An 18,841-nucleotide genomic window follows, 5' to 3' on the forward strand; every position below is an offset into this window, starting at 1 on the left:
TGGTCGGATCGCAGGCTTTACCTGCTCAAGGCCTATGAATACGCGTCATCTCAGAACCAGGCGACCCTCCCGCGAAGCGGGTCGTGCATTGGGCGCGAAGCGGTCATCCACGATCTTCAGGTTTTGACCCAGAACGGCCTTTCCCCGGTAGTGAGCGGGAAGGGCGCGGTCGTCGAGCGAGTTGTCAGCCGCCTATTTCCGCAGCCCATTAATGTGCAACTTGGGAAGCCGCTGACATCAATTCCTCCGGATTCGGCGCCTTGGGGGTATTGAGGCCAGCCTCCAGAACTTCAGTGAAGCTCCAGCGTACAATGCCCCCTCGGTCGATGAGAAACTGACCAACCAGCAGCTCCTTAGCGGAAGCCATCATCTGCTGATCGGCTTCCGTAATCTCATACCCCTCCTTCTTGTTGAGCAACTCGTTTATGGCGATGGGGTCCATAGGCTCGGGCAACTCACCCGGGAGATCGATACGGATCCCCATGACCTTGTCCATCCCGATCTCGCGCAAGCCGAAAGCACGGTGCGAGGCCCGCTCCGGGTCGGACGCGGCGAGAAGATCGGGTGTCGGATGGTAACGGAAATAGAGCCGTGCCCGCTCTACCGGCGTATTGACGACCGCCAGGCATTCGACGCCTTTCTCAGCCAGAGCCGGCTTGAGTTGCGCCATTGCCGCGACATTGCGCCGGCAGAACGCACAGTGCAGGCCTCGAAACAAGCCGATCAACAATGGGCTACGACCTCGAAAATCAGTGAGCGCGATTTTGCCTTCGCGGGAGATCGCATCGAGAATAATATTCGGCGCCCGGTCGCCCGGCTGCAGCGGGCGTTCGACATTACTCGCGGACATGGACAACCTCCTCGCCCGGGTAAGCACACCCAGTCATCAGGAGTTGAGTCCGTGCTGGGCGACGCCAGGGCAAAAATTGCTTTCGACCTTTGCCATATTGCCGAGGTCGAGATTACGCGCGTTGCAGGTGCATCATAACACGAAAAAGCCTCTGCGGGTCGCCCGTTTCGCGAGCCGTCGCGAGCGCTGTGGTAAACAGTGTATCGTCTCATCCGTGCCATGGGACGACACAGCGGCGGGACCGACTGGATCTTCACATGCTTGCGGTGTTCAAGCCTTGAAACTTGGGCGGCTTCGATGTGCCCGGACGTCAAATGCCGACCGCACAGATCGCAGATCTCTGCCCTCAGCGGAACCGAGCGCCGTGCAGCCGGTTAAGTCGGCATGAAGCCACCACCAACGCAAGGCCGCACCATGAGCATTCTGCAAACCACGAAGAAAGCCGTCGAGCAGGTCACCGGCGTCGCCAGGCCGGGCAGGCGAGAGGTCGCCGATCTAGTCAGGCCGAGTAAACCGAATACGTTTCGGTTTGGGGATGATGGCCTGGTGCCCAACCATCCGTTCTGGCCGCTTGTCGTCTATCGCGGCGCCGTGACGCTGCCCGAGGACTTCGATCCGGCGGCGGTCATGGAGGCGCTTTTCGGAGCAAATGGCTGGGGCGATAGCTGGCGCAACGGCATCTATGATTACGTCCACTACCATTCGCGGATCCACGAGGTGCTGGGCGTCGCGCGCGGCACGGCCAAGGTCCGGTTTGGCGGCAACAAGGGACGAACGCTGTCGCTGAAAGCCGGCGACGTCGCGGTGCTTCCGGCCGGCACCGGGCACCAACGCATTTCCGCGTCCGACGATTTTCTGGTCGTCGGCGCCTATCCTCCATCCGGCACCTATGACCTGTGTACGACCGCCGCCGACCATGCCAAGGCGGTCGTCACGATCCCCAGGGTCGGCCGTCCGCGCAAGGACCCTGTCTATGGAAGCAAAGGCCCGTTGCTCGCAGCCTGGGAAAAGGATTGAAGTCGTTCCTCTCGAAGGCGCTTGCGGGTTCGCTTCGGGGCTAAAACCGGATCCTTGACCAACCTCAGCCGCTCACGCCGCCAGCACTGCCGCGTCCAGCCCGCGGATGATCTTGGCCAGTTCGACGCATTCGTCGTGGCGAACCTTGTTGCGCCGCCAGGCGAGGCAGATCGTACGCTGCGGCATCGGTTCCTGGAACGGCACGATCTTCAAATCGGGGATAGTGCTGGCTGGCCCCGCCGCCATCTCGGGGATGAGCGTGACGCCGAGCCCATGTGCCACCATCTGTAAGAGCGTCGTCAGGCTGGTCGCGCCATAGCTTGCCATCGCCACCGGCCGCACGCTGCCGCAGACTGCGAGCGCCTGTTCGCGCAGGCAGTGGCCTTCCTCGAGCAGCATCAGCCGCTCCAGCGCCGGGCTCTCCGGCGGCACCGGCGGCGAGGCGAAGGCGGGATCGCCGGCCGGCACGGCCAGGAAGAACCGGTCGGAGAAAAGTTCCTCGGTAACCAGGCCCGGGTAATCGAGGGGCAGCGCCGCGACGAAGGCGTCGAGCTTTCCCGAACTGGTGTCCTCGACCAGCGAGGCGGTCACGGCTTCGCGCAGTTCCAGCTGCAAGGCCGGGAAATGCTGTTTCAGCTCCGGCAGCACATGCGGCAGGAGATAGGGCGCCACCGTCGGGATGATGCCGAGCCGGAAGCGGCCTTCCAGCGCCGGGCGGCCGCGCCGGGCCGTCGCCTCGACGTCGCGGACGTCGGCAAGAATGCGCTCGATGCGCGGCAGCAGGACCTGCGCCTCGTCGGTCATCCGCACCACCTTGCCGCCGCGCTCGAACAGACGGCAATTCAGCCGCAGCTCCATCTCGGCGATCTGCGAAGACAGCGCCGGCTGGCTGACGCCGGCGAGTTTTGCGGCACGGCCGAAATGCAGCGTCTGCGCCAGCGCCTCGAAATAATGCATCTGCCGGACGGTCAAACCGATCATAAGGAAAACCTATCAGAATAAACAGCAAAGGCAATTTGTCTTTATCGGCTGGGCGGGCTAGTCTGGAACCATTCCAAGATGGCGCGGCCGCTGGCCCTGCCCGGAAAATCAACAAAATCCCGGAAAATCAACAAATCGGAGGCAAAGATGGACGCGAAAACCGACGACAACAGCGCCGGCAAATGCCCGGTCCCACATGGATCGGCCAGCAGGACCAACCGCGACTGGTGGCCAAACCAGCTCGACCTTGGCGTCCTCCACCAGCAGTCCAGCCTCTCGGACCCGATGGACGAGGACTTCGACTACGCCAAGGAATTCAAGAGCCTCGATCTCGATGCGGTGATCAGGGATCTGCACCAGGTGATGACCGATTCGCAGGATTGGTGGCCGGCCGATTTCGGCCATTACGGCCCGCTCTTCATCCGCATGGCCTGGCACAGCGCCGGTACCTATCGCATCGGCGACGGCCGTGGCGGCGCCGGCGCCGGCCAGCAGCGTTTCGCGCCGCTCAACAGCTGGCCGGACAATGCCAATCTCGACAAGGCGCGCCGGCTGCTGTGGCCGGTCAAGCAGAAATACGGCAGGAAAATCTCCTGGGCCGACCTGTTGATCCTCACCGGCAACGTCGCGCTGGAATCGATGGGCTTCAAGACCTTCGGCTTCGCCGGCGGCCGCGCCGATGTCTGGGAGCCGGAGCAGGACGTCGACTGGGGATCGGAAACCAAATGGCTCGCCGACGAGCGCTATTCCGGCGACCGCGAACTTCACGGCCATCTCGGCGCCGTGCAGATGGGGCTGATCTACGTCAATCCGGAAGGGCCGAACGGCACGCCCGATCCATTGGCCGCGGCGCGCGACATTCGCGAGACCTTCGCTCGCATGGCCATGAACGACGAGGAAACCGTGGCGCTCATCGCCGGCGGTCACACCTTCGGCAAGACGCACGGCGCCGGTGATGCATCGCTGGTCGGGGCGGAGCCGGAAGGCGCCGGCATCGAGGCGCAGGGCCTCGGCTGGTCGAGCAAGCATGCCACCGGCATTGCCGGCGACGCCATCACCTCGGGCCTCGAGGTGACCTGGACCACGACGCCGACCAAATGGAGCAACAACTTCTTCGACAATCTGTTCAACTACGAATGGGAGCTGACCAAGAGCCCGGCCGGCGCCCATCAGTGGACGCCGAAGGGCGGCGCCGGTGCAGGCACCGTGCCGGACGCGCACGATCCCTCGAAGCGCCGCGCGCCGGCGATGCTGACCACCGACCTCGCGCTACGCGTCGACCCGGCCTACGAGAAGATCTCGCGGCGGTTCCATCAGAATCCTGATCAGTTCGCCGATGCCTTTGCCCGCGCCTGGTTCAAGCTGACCCATCGCGACATGGGTCCGGCCGTCCGCTATCTCGGGCCGCTCGTGCCGAAGGAAGAGCTGATCTGGCAGGACCCGATACCGGCAATCGACCACGAGCTGGTCAGCGAACAGGACATCGCCTCGCTGAAGGCGAAGATCCTGGCCTCCGGCCTGTCCGTTTCCGAACTGGTCTCGACCGCCTGGGCCTCGGCCTCGACTTTCCGCGGCTCCGACAAGCGCGGCGGCGCCAACGGCGCCCGCATCCGCCTGGCGCCGCAGAAGGATTGGGAGGTCAACCAGCCGGCGCAGCTGGCCAAGGTGCTCGAGACACTCGAAGGCATCCAGAAGGGCTTCAATAACTCGCAGTCCGGCGGCAAGAAGATCTCGCTTGCCGACCTGATCGTTCTCGGCGGCGTCGCCGCGGTCGAGAAGGCGGCCAAGGACGGCGGCCATGACGTGGGGGTGCCGTTCACGCCGGGCCGCATGGACGCTTCACAGGAACAGACCGACGTCCAGTCCTTCGCCGCGCTCGAGCCGAAAGTCGATGGCTTCCGCAATTATGTCAGGGGTAAGCCGCCGATGTCGGTCGAAGCGATGCTGGTCGACCGGGCGCAGCTGCTGACCTTGACGGCGCCGGAGATGACGGTGCTCGTCGGCGGGTTGCGGGTGCTCGGCGCCAACAGCGGTCAGTCGAAGCACGGGGTGTTCACCGACAGGCCGGGCACGTTGACCAACGATTTCTTCGTCAATCTGCTCTCCATGAACACGGTCTGGGATCCGGCCGCCGGGTCCGATGAAGTCTACGAAGCACGCGACCGCAAGACCAGGGCGGTCAAGTGGACCGGCACCCGCGCCGACCTGATCTTCGGCTCGCACGCGCAATTGCGTGCGCTTGCCGAGGTCTACGGATCGGCCGACGCCGGGCAGAAGTTCGTCAGGGATTTCGCCGCCGCCTGGACCAAGGTGATGAACGCCGACCGTTTTGACCTCGCGGCCTGATCCGGGCATACGAATTTCTCGACGCAACAAAAAGGGCGCGGGTCTCGACCCGCGCCTTTTTCGTTGGGCTTCCGAAAAGTCAGTCTTTCTCGAAGATACCGGCCTTGGCGACCACGCCGGCAATGGCGCCGCCGATCAGCGGCGCGACGATGAACAGCCAGAGCTGGCCGATCGCCGCAGTTCCCGAAAACAGCGCCGGTCCGATCGAACGGGCCGGGTTGAGCGATGTGCCGGTCACCGGAATGATGGCGAAGTGTAGTCCGGCCAGCGTCAGGCCGATGACCAGGCCGGCGAAGGCCGTGGTGTGCTTGGCGTTGGTGACGCCGAGGATCACCGTGACGAAGGTGAAGGTGCCGATCAGCTCCCACAGGAAGGCCGAGCTGACGCCCCATTTCGTCACATCCCAGCCATTGGCGCCGAAGCCGCCGGTGTGGCCGCCCACCTGTCCGGAGACGATGATCCACAGTGCCAGCGACGCGATGATGGCGCCGATGACCTGCGCGATCCAATAGGGAATGACATCCCTGGCCGGCATCCGCCCGGCGAGGAACACACCGAGCGTCACCGCCGGATTGAGATGCGCGCCCGAAATCGGGCCGATCGCGTAAGCGGCCGCTATCAGGCCGATGCCGAACGCCAGACCGATACCTTCCTGGCCGAGCGGCAGCGCGCCGCCGAAGCCGCCCGTCACCACCGAAGCCGTGCCGATGAACACCAATAGAAACGTGCCTAGAACTTCCGCCAGATAAGTTTTCATTGCCCTCTCCTCGTATCGACCCGCGGCTCCGCTTTTTCTGCGACGCGAATCACCGCGCAAAGAGTATTCGCAACCGGAAAACTTGCAAAGCAGAGCAGTTGCGCAAGCCGCTATGCTTGTGAGCACCAGACACGCACATTAGAAACATGTAATATATTGATCGAATTGTTTCGTACCGCATGCCGGCGCCCGCTTGGTGGCGGCGGCTCGCGATGCACCAACCCACATTCGTTACCCCTTGCATGGATCGTCTCGCCGTCGGCGAAACAGAACTGTTTCAATCAGGGCACGAAAAGCTCTAAGAGCAGGGCCGGAATTAATTTGCTGAGTAATGGAAGACGACAATGAGACTGGGCGGGCGGCTGGCGGCAGCCATCGAAGTGCTTGACGACATTGGCCGGCGTCACCGGCCGGTGGCCGATGCGCTGAAGGACTGGGGCCTGTCGCACCGCTTCGCCGGTGGCGGCGACCGCGCCGCGATCGGCAACATCGTCTATGACGCGCTGCGCCGCAAGCGCTCGGCCGGCTGGCTGTTGGGCGAGGACACGCCGCGCGCCATCGGCTTCGGCGCGCTGCTGCTCGAATGGGGCCAGACGGCGCAGTCGCTGAACGAGGCGCTCGAGGGCGACAAGTTCGCGCCGCCGCTGCTTACCGCCGACGAACTGACAACGCTTGCGGCTCGCCGGCTTGCCGATGCGCCGCCGGCTGTCAGGGCAGACATCCCCGACTGGTGCATGCCGCTGTTCGAACGGGCGTTCGGCACGGCCTGGGTGGAAGAGGGTGCCGCTCTTGGCACTCGCCCGCCGCTCGACCTCAGGGTCAACACGCTGAAGGCCGATCGCGGCAAGGTGCTGGCGGAACTGGCGGAGACCGGCGCCAAGCCTGCCCGTATCGCGCCGCACGGCATCCGCATCCCGCCGATCGAAGGCGACGGCAGGCACCCGAACGTGCAGGCCGAGCCGGCCTTCCAGAAAGGCTGGTTCGAGGTTCAGGACGAGGGTTCCCAGATTGCGGCCGAACTGGCCGGCGCCGAGCCTGGAATGCAGGTGCTCGACTTTTGCGCCGGCGCCGGCGGCAAGACGCTGGCGCTGTCCGCGGCGATGGACAATCGCGGCCAGATCTTCGCCCATGATGCGGAGAAGGCAAGACTGGCGCCGATCTTCGACCGCATCCGCCGCTCGGAAAACCGCAATGTGCAGATCGTCACCAAGCCGGCCGAGCTCGCGCCGCTCGGCAAGCATATGGATATCGTCCTGATCGATGCGCCCTGCACCGGCAGCGGCACCTGGCGGCGCCGGCCGGATGCCAAATGGCGGCTGACGCAGAGGCAGCTCGACGCCCGCAAGGGCGAGCAGGAGACGATCCTCGATGCCGCCAGAGACTTCGTCAAACCCGGCGGCCTGCTGGTCTACATCACCTGTTCGGTGTTCGACGAGGAAAATGGCGACCAGGTTTCGGCCTTCCGGGATCGCCATCCCGGCTTTGTCCCGCTCGATCACCGCCAGCTTTGGGACAGCCGTTTTGCGGGCCACGAAGCGGCAGTGCGCATAGGCGCTGCGGGCGGCATTTCGCTGTCGCCAATGCTGAGCGGCACCGACGGCTTTTGCTTCTGCGCGCTGCGGCGGGCCGGCTGAATCGTTGCCATCGATACAGGGCTAAGCCGAATGCTGCAGTGCAGCATTTGCGATTGCCTGCCGCCCACCCCTCTGCGATAAATGCCTTTGCAATAAGATTTGTCGAGAAACGAAGGGCGACGGCCATGGCAGCAAAGATCGTTCCTGCTCCCGATTATGAGGACCGCGTCAGGACGTCCTTTGCTCGCCAGAACGCGATGATGACCATTGGCGCCGAGCTGACGCTGGTGACGCCCGGCATCATCGAGATCGAAATGCCCTATTCGGCGGCTCTGACGCAGCAGCATGGCTTTCTCCATGCCGGCGTCATTTCGACGGCTCTCGACTCGGCCTGCGGTTATGCGGCATTCTCGCTGATGCCGGAAAATTCCGGCGTGCTGACCATCGAGTTCAAGGTCAATCTGCTGGCGCCCGGCAGGGGCGAGCGCTTCCTGTTCCGCGGCTCGGTGACCAAGCCTGGCCGCACCATCATCGTCGCCGACGGTCAGGCCTATGCGTTCGCCGTCGATGGCGAGGCCAAGCTGATCGCCACGATGACCGGAACGATGATGACGGTGGTCGGCCGCGACGGCATCGAGGGCTGAGGAGCGGGCAGGGGAGGATGGACGATCATGGCCGGCAAGACACCTGGTGAGCTCACCCTGATCTCCGGCAGATCCGTTCTCTTCGTCATGGCTGCCGAAGCCGAATACGGTCCACACCTGCAGCGGCTGTTCACGCCGCTGCTGACCGGCGTCGGGCCGGTCGAGGCCGGCGTCGGGCTTGGCGCCGAACTGTCGCGGCTGCACGCCGGGAAGGCGCTGCCGGATCTCGTCGTGTCGCTCGGGTCGGCGGGCAGCCGGACGCTGGAGCAGACGGAAATCTATCAGGCCGTTTCAGTCGCCTACCGCGACATGGATGCCTCGCCCCTGGGGTTCGAGAAGGGCGCCACGCCGTTCCTCGACCTGCCTGTCAGCGCGCCGCTGCCGTTCAGAGTTCCTGGCATCAGGCAAGCGACGCTGTCGACCGGTGCGGCAATCGTCACCGGCGCCGCCTACGACGCGATCGCCGCCGATATGGTCGATATGGAGACCTTCGCCTGCCTGCGCGCCTGCCAGCTGTTCGACGTGCCGCTTATCGGCCTGCGCGGCATTTCCGACGGCGCGGCCGATCTGAGACACGTTGGCGACTGGACCGAATATCTGCACGTCATCGACGAGAAGCTGGCCGCGGCGGTGCAACTGCTGGAACAGGCGATCGCCTCAGGCGCAATCGACTTCAAGCTTGTTGGGGCGGCAGGTTCTTAGCGTTGCCGAACAGCACGCCGATCATCCTGAAGCGAACGGCGTTGTCGCGATTGATGTAAGTGACTGACCCGGGCTCGTGATCGAGGGTCCAGCGTCCGGTCGCGCCGGTGTCCCAGTCGGCGACATAACCGTCATCGAGCATCCGCCAGCGCCCGCTTCGCGCCTCGCCATCGTCGAGCAGCATGTGCGCGGCACCCTCGCTTTCAAAATAGACGTAAGCCTCCTTGCCGTTTCGTTCCAACACGTGGGTCATGCCCGGAATGAGCATTGCAAGGGTTTCCTTCTGAAGTGCTGCCATGATTTCCTCCTGAATTGAAGTGCCGATTGCCTTGACCGGCATCGCCACTTAGAGTGAACTAGTAGTCAAGATGCTTGACTATGTATCGGGCGAGAAGAATTTGGTCAAGGGACTTGACGAAAAACCTGAAACGCTGCCGGATCACATAGGTTGGCGGCTGTGGCAGGCGAGCCGCGCCTGGCAGACCGAGTTCGCCGCTGCGATGCGCGCTGCCGGGCATCACTGGTTCACCGAAGCGCGTGCCGGCCTGCTTGGACACATCCCGCGCGGCGGCATGCGCCAGTCGGCGCTGATCGAGCGCTCGGCGATCTCAAAGCAGGCGATTCAGCAATTGCTCGATGGCCTGGAGACGGAAGGTGTGTTGCAGCGTCTGCCCGATCCGCAAGACGGTCGCGGCAAGCTTGTGCGCTACACCCGCAAGGGCCTGGACGCCCTGCGCGATGGCGACCGCATCAAGCTGCAGATCGAACGGAGCTATGTTGCCCGCCTTGGTCACGAGCGTTTCGCGGCGCTGATGGGCGCATTGCGGTCACTCGATACAACGCAAACTGATGCATTGGACAAAGCCTCTGGCGTTGAGGACGACACACCGGAATCGAAGTGAAAGCGCGACCTCACAACCCATTGCGCCGACTCGTTTCTTTCTCTAAACGCTCGCCATGAAAACAGCCAATCATCCCGACACCGTCCTGATTGTCGATTTCGGCAGCCAGTTCACCCAGCTGATCGCCCGCCGCATCCGCGAGGCCGGCGTCTTTTCCGAGATCGTGCCCTTCCAGTCGGCCGAGGCGGCGTTCAAGCGCATCGATCCGAAGGCGGTGATCCTGTCCGGCGGCCCGGCCTCGACCGGCGACATCGGCAGCCCGCGCGCGCCGCAGATCGTCTTCGATGCCGGCGTGCCGGTGCTCGGCATCTGCTATGGCCAGATGGCGATGTGCGTGCAGATGGGCGGCGTCGCCGAAAGCTCCGACCACCGCGAATTCGGCCGCGCCTTCGTCGAGATCGCCGAGGACAGCCCGTTGTTCGAGGGCCTGTGGGCGCCCGGCCAGCGCCATCAGGTGTGGATGAGCCATGGCGATCGCGTCATCTCCCTGCCGAAGGGGTTCGAGGTGCTCGGAAAATCGGAGGGCTCGCCCTTCGCCATCTTCGGCAATGTCGAGCGCAAAATGTACGGCCTCATGTTCCACCCCGAAGTGGTGCATACGCCGGACGGCGCCAGGCTGCTCCGCAACTTCGTCCACAACATCGCCGGCATCGAAGGCGACTGGACGATGCGCGCCTACCGCGAGCACGCGGTCGAGACGATCCGCAAACAGGTCGGCAAGGGCAAGGTGATCTGCGCGCTGTCGGGCGGCGTCGATTCCTCGGTCGCGGCCTTGCTGATCCATGAGGCGGTCGGCGACCAGCTCACCTGCATCCTTGTCGACCACGGTCTGATGCGCAAGGACGAGGCATCAGGCGTGGTGGAGATGTTTCGCCAGCATTACAATCTGCCGCTGATCCTGGTCGACGCTGCGGACCGTTTCATCGGCGCGCTCGAGGGCGAGTCGGACCCCGAGAAGAAGCGCAAGACTATCGGGCGGCTGTTCATCGAAGTGTTCGAGGAGGAGGCCGAGAAGCTCGGCGGCGCCGATTTCCTGGCACAAGGCACCCTCTATCCCGACGTCATCGAAAGCGTCTCTTTCAGCGGCGGCCCGTCGGTGACCATCAAGTCGCATCACAATGTCGGCGGCTTGCCCGAACGCATGAACATGCAGCTGGTCGAGCCGCTGCGCGAATTGTTCAAGGACGAGGTGAGGGCGCTCGGCAAGGAGCTCGGCCTGCCCGACAGCTTCATTGGCCGGCATCCGTTCCCCGGTCCCGGTCTCGCCATCCGCTGTCCGGGCGGCATCACCCGCGAAAAGCTGGAGATCCTGCGCGAGGCCGACGCCATCTATCTCGACGAGATCCGCAAGGCCGGACTCTACGACGCCATCTGGCAGGCCTTCGCCGTGCTGCTGCCGGTGCAGACCGTCGGCGTGATGGGCGACGGCCGCACCTACGAGTTCGTCTGCGCGCTGCGCGCCGTCACCTCGGTCGACGGCATGACGGCCGACTTCTACCATTACGACATGGCATTCCTGGGAGCAGCCGCCACCCGCATCATCAACGAGGTACGCGGCATCAACCGCGTGGTCTACGACGTGACGAGCAAGCCGCCAGGCACCATCGAGTGGGAGTGAGGGAAACGGCGATGATAGGCGGCTCTAGCGTAGTATTTCGCAGAAAATACAATGATTTGCGGGCAGGGCAGACTGCTAGCCAGGGTACATTATCAATGGAATTGACAAATCTATCAAGTCATTGAAATCGTTAAGTTTATCGGAGCGCCTGGCGCGGCTCGCAGCTTGTAGCAGATCACTCTGACGGTACTTTTGACGGTGTTTTTCGTATCCGACAGAGCATTCTAAAAAGTACCGTCATTCGTTTTTAGGGTTTGACGGTACTTTTCTGTGTGTCAACGCTTTGAAATATATAACGAAAATGCCCCGTAGCATGACATTTCCGCGCTGACGGTACTTTAGTTATCGACATACATAGTTTCAGCTTTGGCTGCGGTACCGATCGATGTTCCGGACCCGATCGCATATCGTCGGATGGCACCGTCGCATCACCTATCAAATGTTGTCCCGACTGCTGCCGGATCTGCGATGGAGAGAAGCGTCGACCGCATCCAGGCGGGAGCTTGGACCGCGGTAGATGCGAGCGTCTTTTTATCGTTGGGAGAAAGATGAGGTGCCGCGATCTGTGCAAGCTCGGCCGCGCGCGCCGGCCCAATATGACGAAGCGCCTGGACCACGGTCCCGGCCAGCTGCCCGGAGCAATCAAATGCTTATCCGCCCGCCTGGTCGTTGCCACCGTGCGCGGCGATGAACATGGCGACGGCCGACCGGCAATAGGATTCGATTTCGTTGTCGTCCTCTGCTCTCGCCTGATCGAAGCGTGCGATAATCAGGAGATCGGATCCTTTGAAAAGCGCGGCAAACAAGCGGGCAGACCGGAGAGGATCGGGCACATTCAGAACCGCCTTCGCGTGCAACTGGCGCAACAGGGCCTCGATTTGGGCGATGACATGGGCGGGGCCAGCTTCGTAATGGAGCTTGCTTAACGACTTTTGATTCGTCTTGTCGGCCATGACCATGGCTTCGACACTGCGGACGTCCGGGCTCAACAGCGTGCGAAGCAGGGATGATCCCACCGTCATGAGCTGATCTTCGGCCGAACCGTCGACGCCTTCAAAAAGGGCCTGTGGTGCAAACTGATGGCAGCGGGCCGCGATGGCCGCGCTGAACAGCGCCTCCTTGTTCTCGAAGTGCCGATAGATGCTGAGCTTGGATATCTTCGCCCGCTGGGCGACCTTGTCCAATGTCGTCGCTTGAAAACCCAATTCCACAAAGAGTTCGCACGCGGCGTCGACTATCGTTTGGCCAAGCGCCTCGTTGGCGGGCCGGCCGCGCCGGCCCTGGCTGTTTTCGGTCACGACAATTCCAGTACTTGACAGTATTATAATTCTTGCATTACGATACCATGCAGTATCTGAAATGTGCAAGCCAACGGGTAGGTTTCAACCTGTCCTCCAAATCAAGTTTCCCCGGGCCGCCCGGCGATATCGAATGCGGCATTGTCCGGCCGGTCAACACAGTGATGGGCGACATTCTCGTCGATGCCGAAGCCCTGCTCGCTGACCGTCTCGAGCGCGTATCGGTGGACGATATTTCGCGCCAGGCCCAGCCCAACCCCTCCATCCACAACACGGAGCTTATCACCATGGATGACGTCATCATCATCGGCGGCAGCTTTGCCGGTCTAGCCGGCGCCCTGCAGCTCGGCCGTGCCCGCCGCAAGGTCACCGTTCTCGATACCGGCCTGCCGCGCAACCGCTTCGCCGGCCACTCGCATGGTCTGCTCGGCCACGATCACAAGCCACCGCTGGACATCCTGGCCGAGGCGCGGCAGCAGCTGGCGCGTTATCCCACGATCAGGCTGGTCAATGCCCGGGCCGACAGCGTCTCCGGCGCCGTCGACGATTTCTCCGTCCTCACTGGCGATGGCGAAAGCCTTGGGGCGCGCCGCCTGATCCTGAGCTATGGCGTCGCCGACCAGATGCCTGATGTTCCGGGCTTTGCCGAAGGCTGGGGCACGTCCATCGTGCCCTGCCCCTATTGCGACGGTTTTGAAGTCGCCGGCCAGCATTGGGGCCTCGTCTGGTCCGGCCCGCAGTCGCACCAGTCTGTCAGGCTGTTCCACGATTGGACCGACAGGTTGACGCTCTTCGCCGATGGTCACGACATTCCGCCCGATATCCGGGCCGATCTCGCGCGTCGTAACATACCTGTCGTCGATGGCCGGATCACCGAGATCGCCCATCACGGGGGCCATCTCGCCACCGTCAATCTCGATACCGGCCCCAATGTCGCGGTCGACATCCTGTTCGCGCATCCGCGCAACAAGCCGTCCGCAATCCTGCATGAATCGCTGGGCCTCGCCACGGTCGATACGCCCCTCGGCATCGCCCTCAAGGTCGACGAGCGCCGCGAAACCAGCATGCCCGGCATCTACGCCGCCGGCGACCTTGCCAACCCCCTCATGCCCTCGGTCACCACGGCATCATCGCACGGCGCGATGGCGGGCATCTTCGCCCAGCAGTCGATGCTGGTTTGAGAGCACAGATTCCCTTCTCCGGTTGCCGCGGGCTATCAAATTCAGAAGGTTGCGGGCCGGTGTCACGGAACGCGGGCCCCCTCTCGCCTGAGGGGAGAGCCTAGCAAAGAAAGAATCAGAACAAGGATATGGCATGGCAGAGAAAAATGTTTATCAGGTAGCCGACTGGAATGGCCAAAGCGGGGAGCGCTGGGTCGCTTACCAGGCCCGGCTCGATGCCATGATGGCGGTGTTCGGCCAGGCCGCGATCGAAGCCGCCGCGCCCGCCACGGGCGAACGCGTGCTGGACGTCGGCTGCGGCGCGGGGGCGTCTAGTCTGGATCTGGCCGCCCGCGTCGGCGCGGGGGGCCATGTGCTAGGCGTGGACATATCCGAACCGCTGATCGGCAGAGCGCGCGCGCTAGCGCCGCAGGATACGCCGGCCCTGTTCCAGGTGGCCGACGCCAGCAGCACCGCGTTGCCCGAGGGCGCGTTCGACATCCTGTTCTCGCGCTTCGGAGTGATGTTCTTTGACGATCCTACGGCGGCGTTCGCTCATATGCGCCGTGCGCTCAAGCCGGGCGCGCGGGTCGCTTTCGTCTGCTGGCGCGGCATGGCCGAGAACGATTGGGTGCGCTTGCCGATGGGCGCGATCAAGGGCATCGTCCCGCCGACGGCGCCGCCCGATCCCGAAGCGCCCGGCCCGTTCTCGTTTGGCGACCAGGGGCGGGTGGCGCGTATTTTAACGGCGGCTGGCTTCACCGATGTCGCTATCGCGCCATTCGATGCCTCCATCCCGTTCGGCGAGGGGGGGACGCGGGACGCGGCGATCGACGACGCGGTGGAGATGACACTCGAGGTCGGCCCGCTGTCGCGCGCTCTCGCTGATCAGCCCGACGACATCCGCGCCCGCGCCTCGGCCGCGGTTCGTGCCGCCTTCGCGGGCCTCCCCGGCGAGCGGTCGGTGATGATCGACGGCGCGGCGTGGATCGTCATCGCACGCAATCCGGCAAGCTGACAGGGATTAACAGGGGAGACGCCCCCGCTCGGTGGAGCGGGGCGTCTTTGGCCGGTCAGATTGATGTCCCTTCTGGCTTGGAAGCCGCCATTAGCGAGCTAGAGGCTTTGATGGCGGGGTACAGCGTTTGCACGACACTCGAAAACGTTGGTGCACGTGCTTACGGAGCACGTAGCGGGTACGACGTCCGCACGCGATGTATTCGAGGCTGCACAGAACGCCGCCAAGGCGTAAGTCCGGGACGGATCAAGGCATGAGAGGAACTGCGTGTCGTTCAGGCTCTTGCGAGCCGTGACGGTCTTTTTGCCGACGGGATCGTGAAGGCACAGCTAAAGAATGTCGAAAATCGACCAATCGATGCCGATAGTCGCTGAAACCGAGCAGATTTTGAATCGCCGAAATTCTCCTTTGAATTCAAGAGCGCAAATTTCTGACGGATCGGGGAGACGGTTCTTCATTGCGTGCAGAAAGAATTTGTGCAGGGAATTCAATGCGTTACGATCACTTAAAACAATCGAGTGGGAATGATGGGGCGTACGGTAGAGTAGGTTGGAGTACTGTCGGATATATTCGGAAATTGTTGGTCAACGATAGGAAGCGATAGTTCGCGGGCGATTCTGCAAGAACAAGCAGCCGTTTTGCAGGTCGGCGATAGACCTTCGATTATGTGTAGAGAGGCTCAAAGGGATCGATACACCGCGCCGTCCACAGCACATGCTTTGGATTGGGATTGGAGCGCCGATCCAATTCCTCGGACAATAGACATCATGTTCCGTGGATTTGTATCATGGTCTAAGCCCCGGGGCGGGACCAACGAGACGAGCGCACGGCCGCCGAGCACAGCGGGGACGGCGCCGTAGCTGAATACGTTCTCGTGCCTCGCATAGTTTCAGAGTGCTCCCGCAATGCGTGGATCGTGCGCATGCCGTGCGGCAGATCCCTGTAGACTTAAGCGTGCCATGCTTCAGCAGCTTGGCCGACAGCGGACCCGAGTTGGCGAACGGAACAATTTGGTCGTCCTGCTACGCGACGAAGCGGACCACGCCACCATCCACCCGCAAAGCCGCGCCGGTGGTCGCCGAAGCCTGCTCCGAGCATGTGTAGATGATCATGTTGGCCACCTCATCGGTGGTCGCGAAGCGGTGGATGAGGCTCGTCGGACGCATCGCCTGCAGGAATCCCTGCTCGGCTTCGTGCTGCGTGATTCCATTTGCGTCAGCCTGTTTCGCCATGAAGTTGCCCAGGATCTCAGAGCGGGTAGGTCCCGGCAGGACGGCGTTGACGGTGACGCCCGTGCCCGCGACCGCCTCGGCAAGCCCGCGTGAGACCGCGAGTTGAGCGGTCTTGGTCATGCCATAGTCGAGCATTTCCTTAGGGATGTTGACTGCGGATTCGCTACTTATGAACACGACGCGGCCCCAGCCTTTCGCCACCATCCGCGGCAGGTAATGACGGCTCGCGCGCACGCCACTCATTACGTTCAACTGGAAGAGGTCAAGCCAGTCCTCATCGGGGATATTTGCGATATCCTCGACGCCGTTGTAGCTCCGGATGTGTGCTGTACCGACGTTGTTCACAAGGATATCGGCGTCCGGCGCATGCGCGATCAAGGCCTTTGCCCCCTCCGCTGTCGCAAGATCAGCGGCGATACCCGAGATGTCGCTGCCGGGGAAGGCCTGCCGCAGCTGCCGCACCGCCTCATCGACCCGAGCGTTTCCACGGCCGTTGACGACGACCGATGCACCGGCACGCGCCAACCCCTCCGCCGTCGCGCGGCCGATACCGGCGGTGGATCCGGTAACGATGGCCTTGCGGCCTTTGAGTTCGATATTCATCTCATTCATCTCCAAAATTAAATAGGAAGCGCAATCAATCCACTGTCGTCTTCGCTGTTTCCGCCTCCGCTGCGTGGGCGAGGCTTTCGACCCAGTCTTGGTGATACCGGTAGAGTGCGCCGGGATGTTTGCGCCCGAGCTCATCGAGGAAGAAGGGGCCCTGCTGCGTTTCCTCGGTCAGCACATGGCAGCCATGGTCTGTAGGCGTGATGACCCAGCCATGGTATGCGCTTGAGCCGGTCTCGTCGCCATCAACTGTCGTCGCCCATGCGAGCCTGCGAAGGGGCTCGCATTCCGTCACGACCAGACTCATCGGAAATCCAACCGTCACACGGCTGTATCGCGTTCCGAGCGCCAGTTCCGGCTCCCCCGTCAGAATCTTGACCTGATCCTCGGCGGGAAAGTAGCTCGACCAATTCTCGGCTTCGACGAGCAGCTTCCAGACCGCTTCAGGCGGCGCCTTCACGTCAATGTCGTTGAGTGCGTAGATGGCCGACGTTTTCGGATCATATCGCTCGGGCCAGGTCACATGGTCGTACATCGATTACTGCTCCTTCTTGAACAAATCCTGGAAGATGAGCTGGCCCCAAGTGCGGCCGCGTGGCTGCACCAGCGCGCCACCCTCGTTGAGCTTTCCCAGCTTGACGGGTGCGAACCCGAGTTGTTTGGCCAAGGCCGCCACGGGAGCGGTCGCGTCCTCGTCGTCGCTCGACAGAAAGACGACACGGTGCCCGCCCTCGACGATCGGATCGGCAGCCAGGGTGGCCGCAACCAGATGATTGAACCCTTTGACGAGCTTGGCGCCGGTGAACGCCTTCGCGACGAAGGCGGAGGACGGGAGGCCGTCCAGCTCTTCAGGGACTGGAAACGCGTTCATCGCGTCGATGACCGTCTTGCCTTTCCAACTCGGCAGGGCTTTCGCAACCTCGCGATGCTCCCCGAACGGGACCGCCAAGATAATTGTGTCGGCCTCGAGTGCATCCCGCAGCGACTTGGCGACGACCGTGGGTCCAATCGCCCGAGCCTGCGGCGCCAACGCCTCGGGCGGCCGGCGGCTCGCGACGGCCACGTCGATGTTTTTACGGGCGAAGGCGTGGGCGAGGGCCTGGCCTATCTTACCGAATCCTACAATTGCGTAGCTCATAATGCTTCTCCGATCCGTGTTGGTATTGATTCCCCGGCCTTCAACGGCGCTGGGTTATTCGTTCCGCTGTGTGGCGACCTTTGCGTGGTCGTTCCACCATGGACACGCTAGTTCCCGCCGGTCAGCCGCTTCCCGCGATCCGGCGCGATTTCAGATGGCCGAGAAGCCGCCATCGACGGACAACTCCACCCCATTCACGAAGCTCGAATCGTCGGAAGCAAGAAACAGCGCGGCCGTCGCAATTTCCTCAGGACGCCCCATCTTTCCCCGCGGGATCAGGGATTCGAACATCTGCTTCGCCTCCTCGGTGAGAACTTGGTCCTGCATCGGTGTGGCGATCGGCCCCGGGTGCAGCACGTTCACCCGGATATTCCTGCCCTTGAGTTCGTTGAGCCACCCGCGTGCGAATGCGTGCAGCGCCGCCTTGCTCGCCGCATACACGCTGTAACCAGGAAAACCTTTCACCGAAGCAACTGACCCGGTCATGAAGATCGATCCGCCATCGTTGAACAGCGGCAACGCCTTCTGAACCGTAAACAGCGTGCCGCGCGTATTCAGGCCGAAGGCCGCATCGAAGTGCTGCTCGGTAATCTCGCCCAGTGGGACGGCTTCGCCTGTGCCGGCGCTCGCGTACAGGACGTCGATCCTGCCCTTTTCCCGCTTGACTGTATCGAACAGGCGGTCGAGGTCGTCGAGATTGGCCGCGTCGCCGCGCACGCCGGTCACGTTCCGGCCGATCAGCTTGACGGCCTCGTCCAGCGCCTCCTGTCTCCGGCCCGTGATAAAAACATAGGCGCCTTCTTCAACGAACCGCTTGGCGCTCGCCAGCGCCATGCCGCTCGATCCACCCGTGATGACTGCAACCTTACCCTCAAGCTTTCCCATGACTTCTCCTTTCGTGGTGTCGGGACAGCATCTGCCTCCGAGAACCTCGAAATGGGTCCGCCGGCGTCAGTTGTTGAGTGCGGAAGCGCGCACATCGGTGGTGCGAAATC

Annotated in this window: 18 protein-coding genes and 2 pseudogenes; 9 read left to right on the plus strand and 11 right to left on the minus strand. The window is 62.9% G+C overall.

Annotation, left to right across the window (positions count from 1 at the left end; translation table 11 throughout):
• Positions 1-208: 208 nt before the first annotated feature.
• On the minus strand, positions 209-850 hold the full coding sequence (locus NKK47_RS26075; protein WP_352450977.1) for a peroxiredoxin-like family protein: 642 nt from the start codon (positions 848-850) through the stop codon (positions 209-211).
• Positions 851-1,264: 414 nt separating this feature from the next.
• Between NKK47_RS26075 and NKK47_RS26080 the strand changes: the two genes are divergently transcribed.
• Positions 1,265-1,867: a cupin domain-containing protein gene (locus tag NKK47_RS26080; protein WP_352578779.1), complete on the plus strand. Its 603-nt coding sequence runs from the start codon at positions 1,265-1,267 to the stop codon at positions 1,865-1,867.
• 72 nt (positions 1,868-1,939) lie between these two features.
• On the opposite strand, the gene NKK47_RS26085 is transcribed toward NKK47_RS26080, so the two are convergent.
• Positions 1,940-2,848 (minus strand): hydrogen peroxide-inducible genes activator, encoded by a 909-nt coding sequence (locus NKK47_RS26085; RefSeq protein ID WP_352457578.1) that lies wholly within the window; start codon positions 2,846-2,848, stop codon positions 1,940-1,942.
• A 147-nt stretch (positions 2,849-2,995) separates the two neighbouring features.
• Here NKK47_RS26085 and katG point away from each other — a divergent pair, with 147 nt between their 5' ends.
• Positions 2,996-5,194, plus strand: a complete 2,199-nt coding sequence (gene katG, locus NKK47_RS26090) for a catalase/peroxidase HPI (protein WP_352571593.1) — start codon at positions 2,996-2,998, stop codon at positions 5,192-5,194.
• A gap of 79 nt (positions 5,195-5,273) precedes the next feature.
• Here the strand turns inward: katG and NKK47_RS26095 are convergent, their stop codons facing one another.
• Entirely contained in the window at positions 5,274-5,951 is a 678-nt protein-coding gene (locus tag NKK47_RS26095; RefSeq protein ID WP_023677138.1) for an MIP/aquaporin family protein, read from the minus strand.
• 344 nt (positions 5,952-6,295) lie between these two features.
• Between NKK47_RS26095 and NKK47_RS26100 the strand changes: the two genes are divergently transcribed.
• The 3 genes from NKK47_RS26100 (at position 6,296) to NKK47_RS26110 (ending at position 8,871) form a co-directional block, all read left to right on the plus strand.
• Positions 6,296-7,585, plus strand: coding sequence for an RsmB/NOP family class I SAM-dependent RNA methyltransferase (locus NKK47_RS26100; protein WP_352578780.1), 1,290 nt, complete (start codon positions 6,296-6,298; stop codon positions 7,583-7,585).
• Positions 7,586-7,710: 125 nt separating this feature from the next.
• Positions 7,711-8,169: a PaaI family thioesterase gene (locus NKK47_RS26105; protein ID WP_126103611.1), complete on the plus strand. Its 459-nt coding sequence runs from the start codon at positions 7,711-7,713 to the stop codon at positions 8,167-8,169.
• 27 nt (positions 8,170-8,196) lie between these two features.
• Positions 8,197-8,871, plus strand: coding sequence for a 5'-methylthioadenosine/S-adenosylhomocysteine nucleosidase (locus NKK47_RS26110; protein WP_352578781.1), 675 nt, complete (start codon positions 8,197-8,199; stop codon positions 8,869-8,871).
• On the opposite strand, the gene NKK47_RS26115 is transcribed toward NKK47_RS26110, so the two are convergent.
• Entirely contained in the window at positions 8,843-9,169 is a 327-nt protein-coding gene (locus NKK47_RS26115) for a hypothetical protein (RefSeq protein WP_352457583.1), read from the minus strand. The genes NKK47_RS26110 and NKK47_RS26115 overlap by 29 nt on opposite strands.
• A 70-nt stretch (positions 9,170-9,239) precedes the next feature.
• Between NKK47_RS26115 and NKK47_RS26120 the strand changes: the two genes are divergently transcribed.
• A complete protein-coding gene (locus tag NKK47_RS26120) occupies positions 9,240-9,773 on the plus strand; it encodes a MarR family winged helix-turn-helix transcriptional regulator (RefSeq protein ID WP_352578782.1) in 534 nt (177 codons plus the stop codon).
• A gap of 55 nt (positions 9,774-9,828) precedes the next feature.
• Positions 9,829-11,391 carry a glutamine-hydrolyzing GMP synthase gene (gene guaA, locus NKK47_RS26125; protein WP_352578783.1) on the plus strand — a complete coding sequence of 521 codons (1,563 nt, stop codon included), beginning with the start codon at positions 9,829-9,831 and terminating at the stop codon, positions 11,389-11,391.
• A 428-nt stretch (positions 11,392-11,819) separates the two neighbouring features.
• Here guaA and NKK47_RS26130 read toward each other — a convergent pair.
• Positions 11,820-12,046: pseudogene (locus NKK47_RS26130) on the minus strand (hypothetical protein); the annotation flags it as partial.
• A complete protein-coding gene (locus NKK47_RS26135; protein ID WP_352578784.1) occupies positions 12,042-12,689 on the minus strand; it encodes a TetR/AcrR family transcriptional regulator in 648 nt (215 codons plus the stop codon). The gene NKK47_RS26135 and the pseudogene NKK47_RS26130, both read right to left, overlap by 5 nt.
• Positions 12,690-12,976: 287 nt before the next feature.
• On the opposite strand from NKK47_RS26135, the gene NKK47_RS26140 reads away from it, so the two are divergent.
• Entirely contained in the window at positions 12,977-13,870 is an 894-nt protein-coding gene (locus tag NKK47_RS26140; protein ID WP_352578814.1) for an NAD(P)/FAD-dependent oxidoreductase, read from the plus strand.
• A 133-nt stretch (positions 13,871-14,003) separates the two neighbouring features.
• Positions 14,004-14,867, plus strand: coding sequence for a class I SAM-dependent methyltransferase (locus NKK47_RS26145; RefSeq protein WP_352578785.1), 864 nt, complete (start codon positions 14,004-14,006; stop codon positions 14,865-14,867).
• 906 nt (positions 14,868-15,773) lie between these two features.
• Here NKK47_RS26145 and NKK47_RS26150 read toward each other — a convergent pair.
• The 5 genes and pseudogenes from NKK47_RS26150 to NKK47_RS26170 all read right to left on the minus strand — a co-directional run.
• A pseudogene (locus tag NKK47_RS26150) lies at positions 15,774-15,886 on the minus strand (alpha/beta fold hydrolase); the annotation flags it as partial.
• Positions 15,887-15,889: 3 nt separating this feature from the next.
• Positions 15,890-16,702, minus strand: a complete 813-nt coding sequence (locus tag NKK47_RS26155) for an SDR family NAD(P)-dependent oxidoreductase (RefSeq protein WP_352578786.1) — start codon at positions 16,700-16,702, stop codon at positions 15,890-15,892.
• 34 nt (positions 16,703-16,736) lie between these two features.
• Entirely contained in the window at positions 16,737-17,243 is a 507-nt protein-coding gene (locus tag NKK47_RS26160) for an SRPBCC domain-containing protein (protein ID WP_352450990.1), read from the minus strand.
• 3 nt (positions 17,244-17,246) lie between these two features.
• Positions 17,247-17,846 (minus strand): NADPH-dependent F420 reductase, encoded by a 600-nt coding sequence (locus NKK47_RS26165; RefSeq protein ID WP_352578787.1) that lies wholly within the window; start codon positions 17,844-17,846, stop codon positions 17,247-17,249.
• Positions 17,847-17,996: 150 nt separating this feature from the next.
• The gene (locus NKK47_RS26170) at positions 17,997-18,731 is read right to left on the minus strand and encodes an SDR family NAD(P)-dependent oxidoreductase (protein ID WP_023676197.1); all 735 of its coding nucleotides are present in this window, start codon (positions 18,729-18,731) and stop codon (positions 17,997-17,999) included.
• Positions 18,732-18,841: the final 110 nt, after the last annotated feature.

Source organism: Mesorhizobium sp. M0019, from assembly GCF_040323975.1.
Classification (GTDB): domain Bacteria; phylum Pseudomonadota; class Alphaproteobacteria; order Rhizobiales; family Rhizobiaceae; genus Mesorhizobium.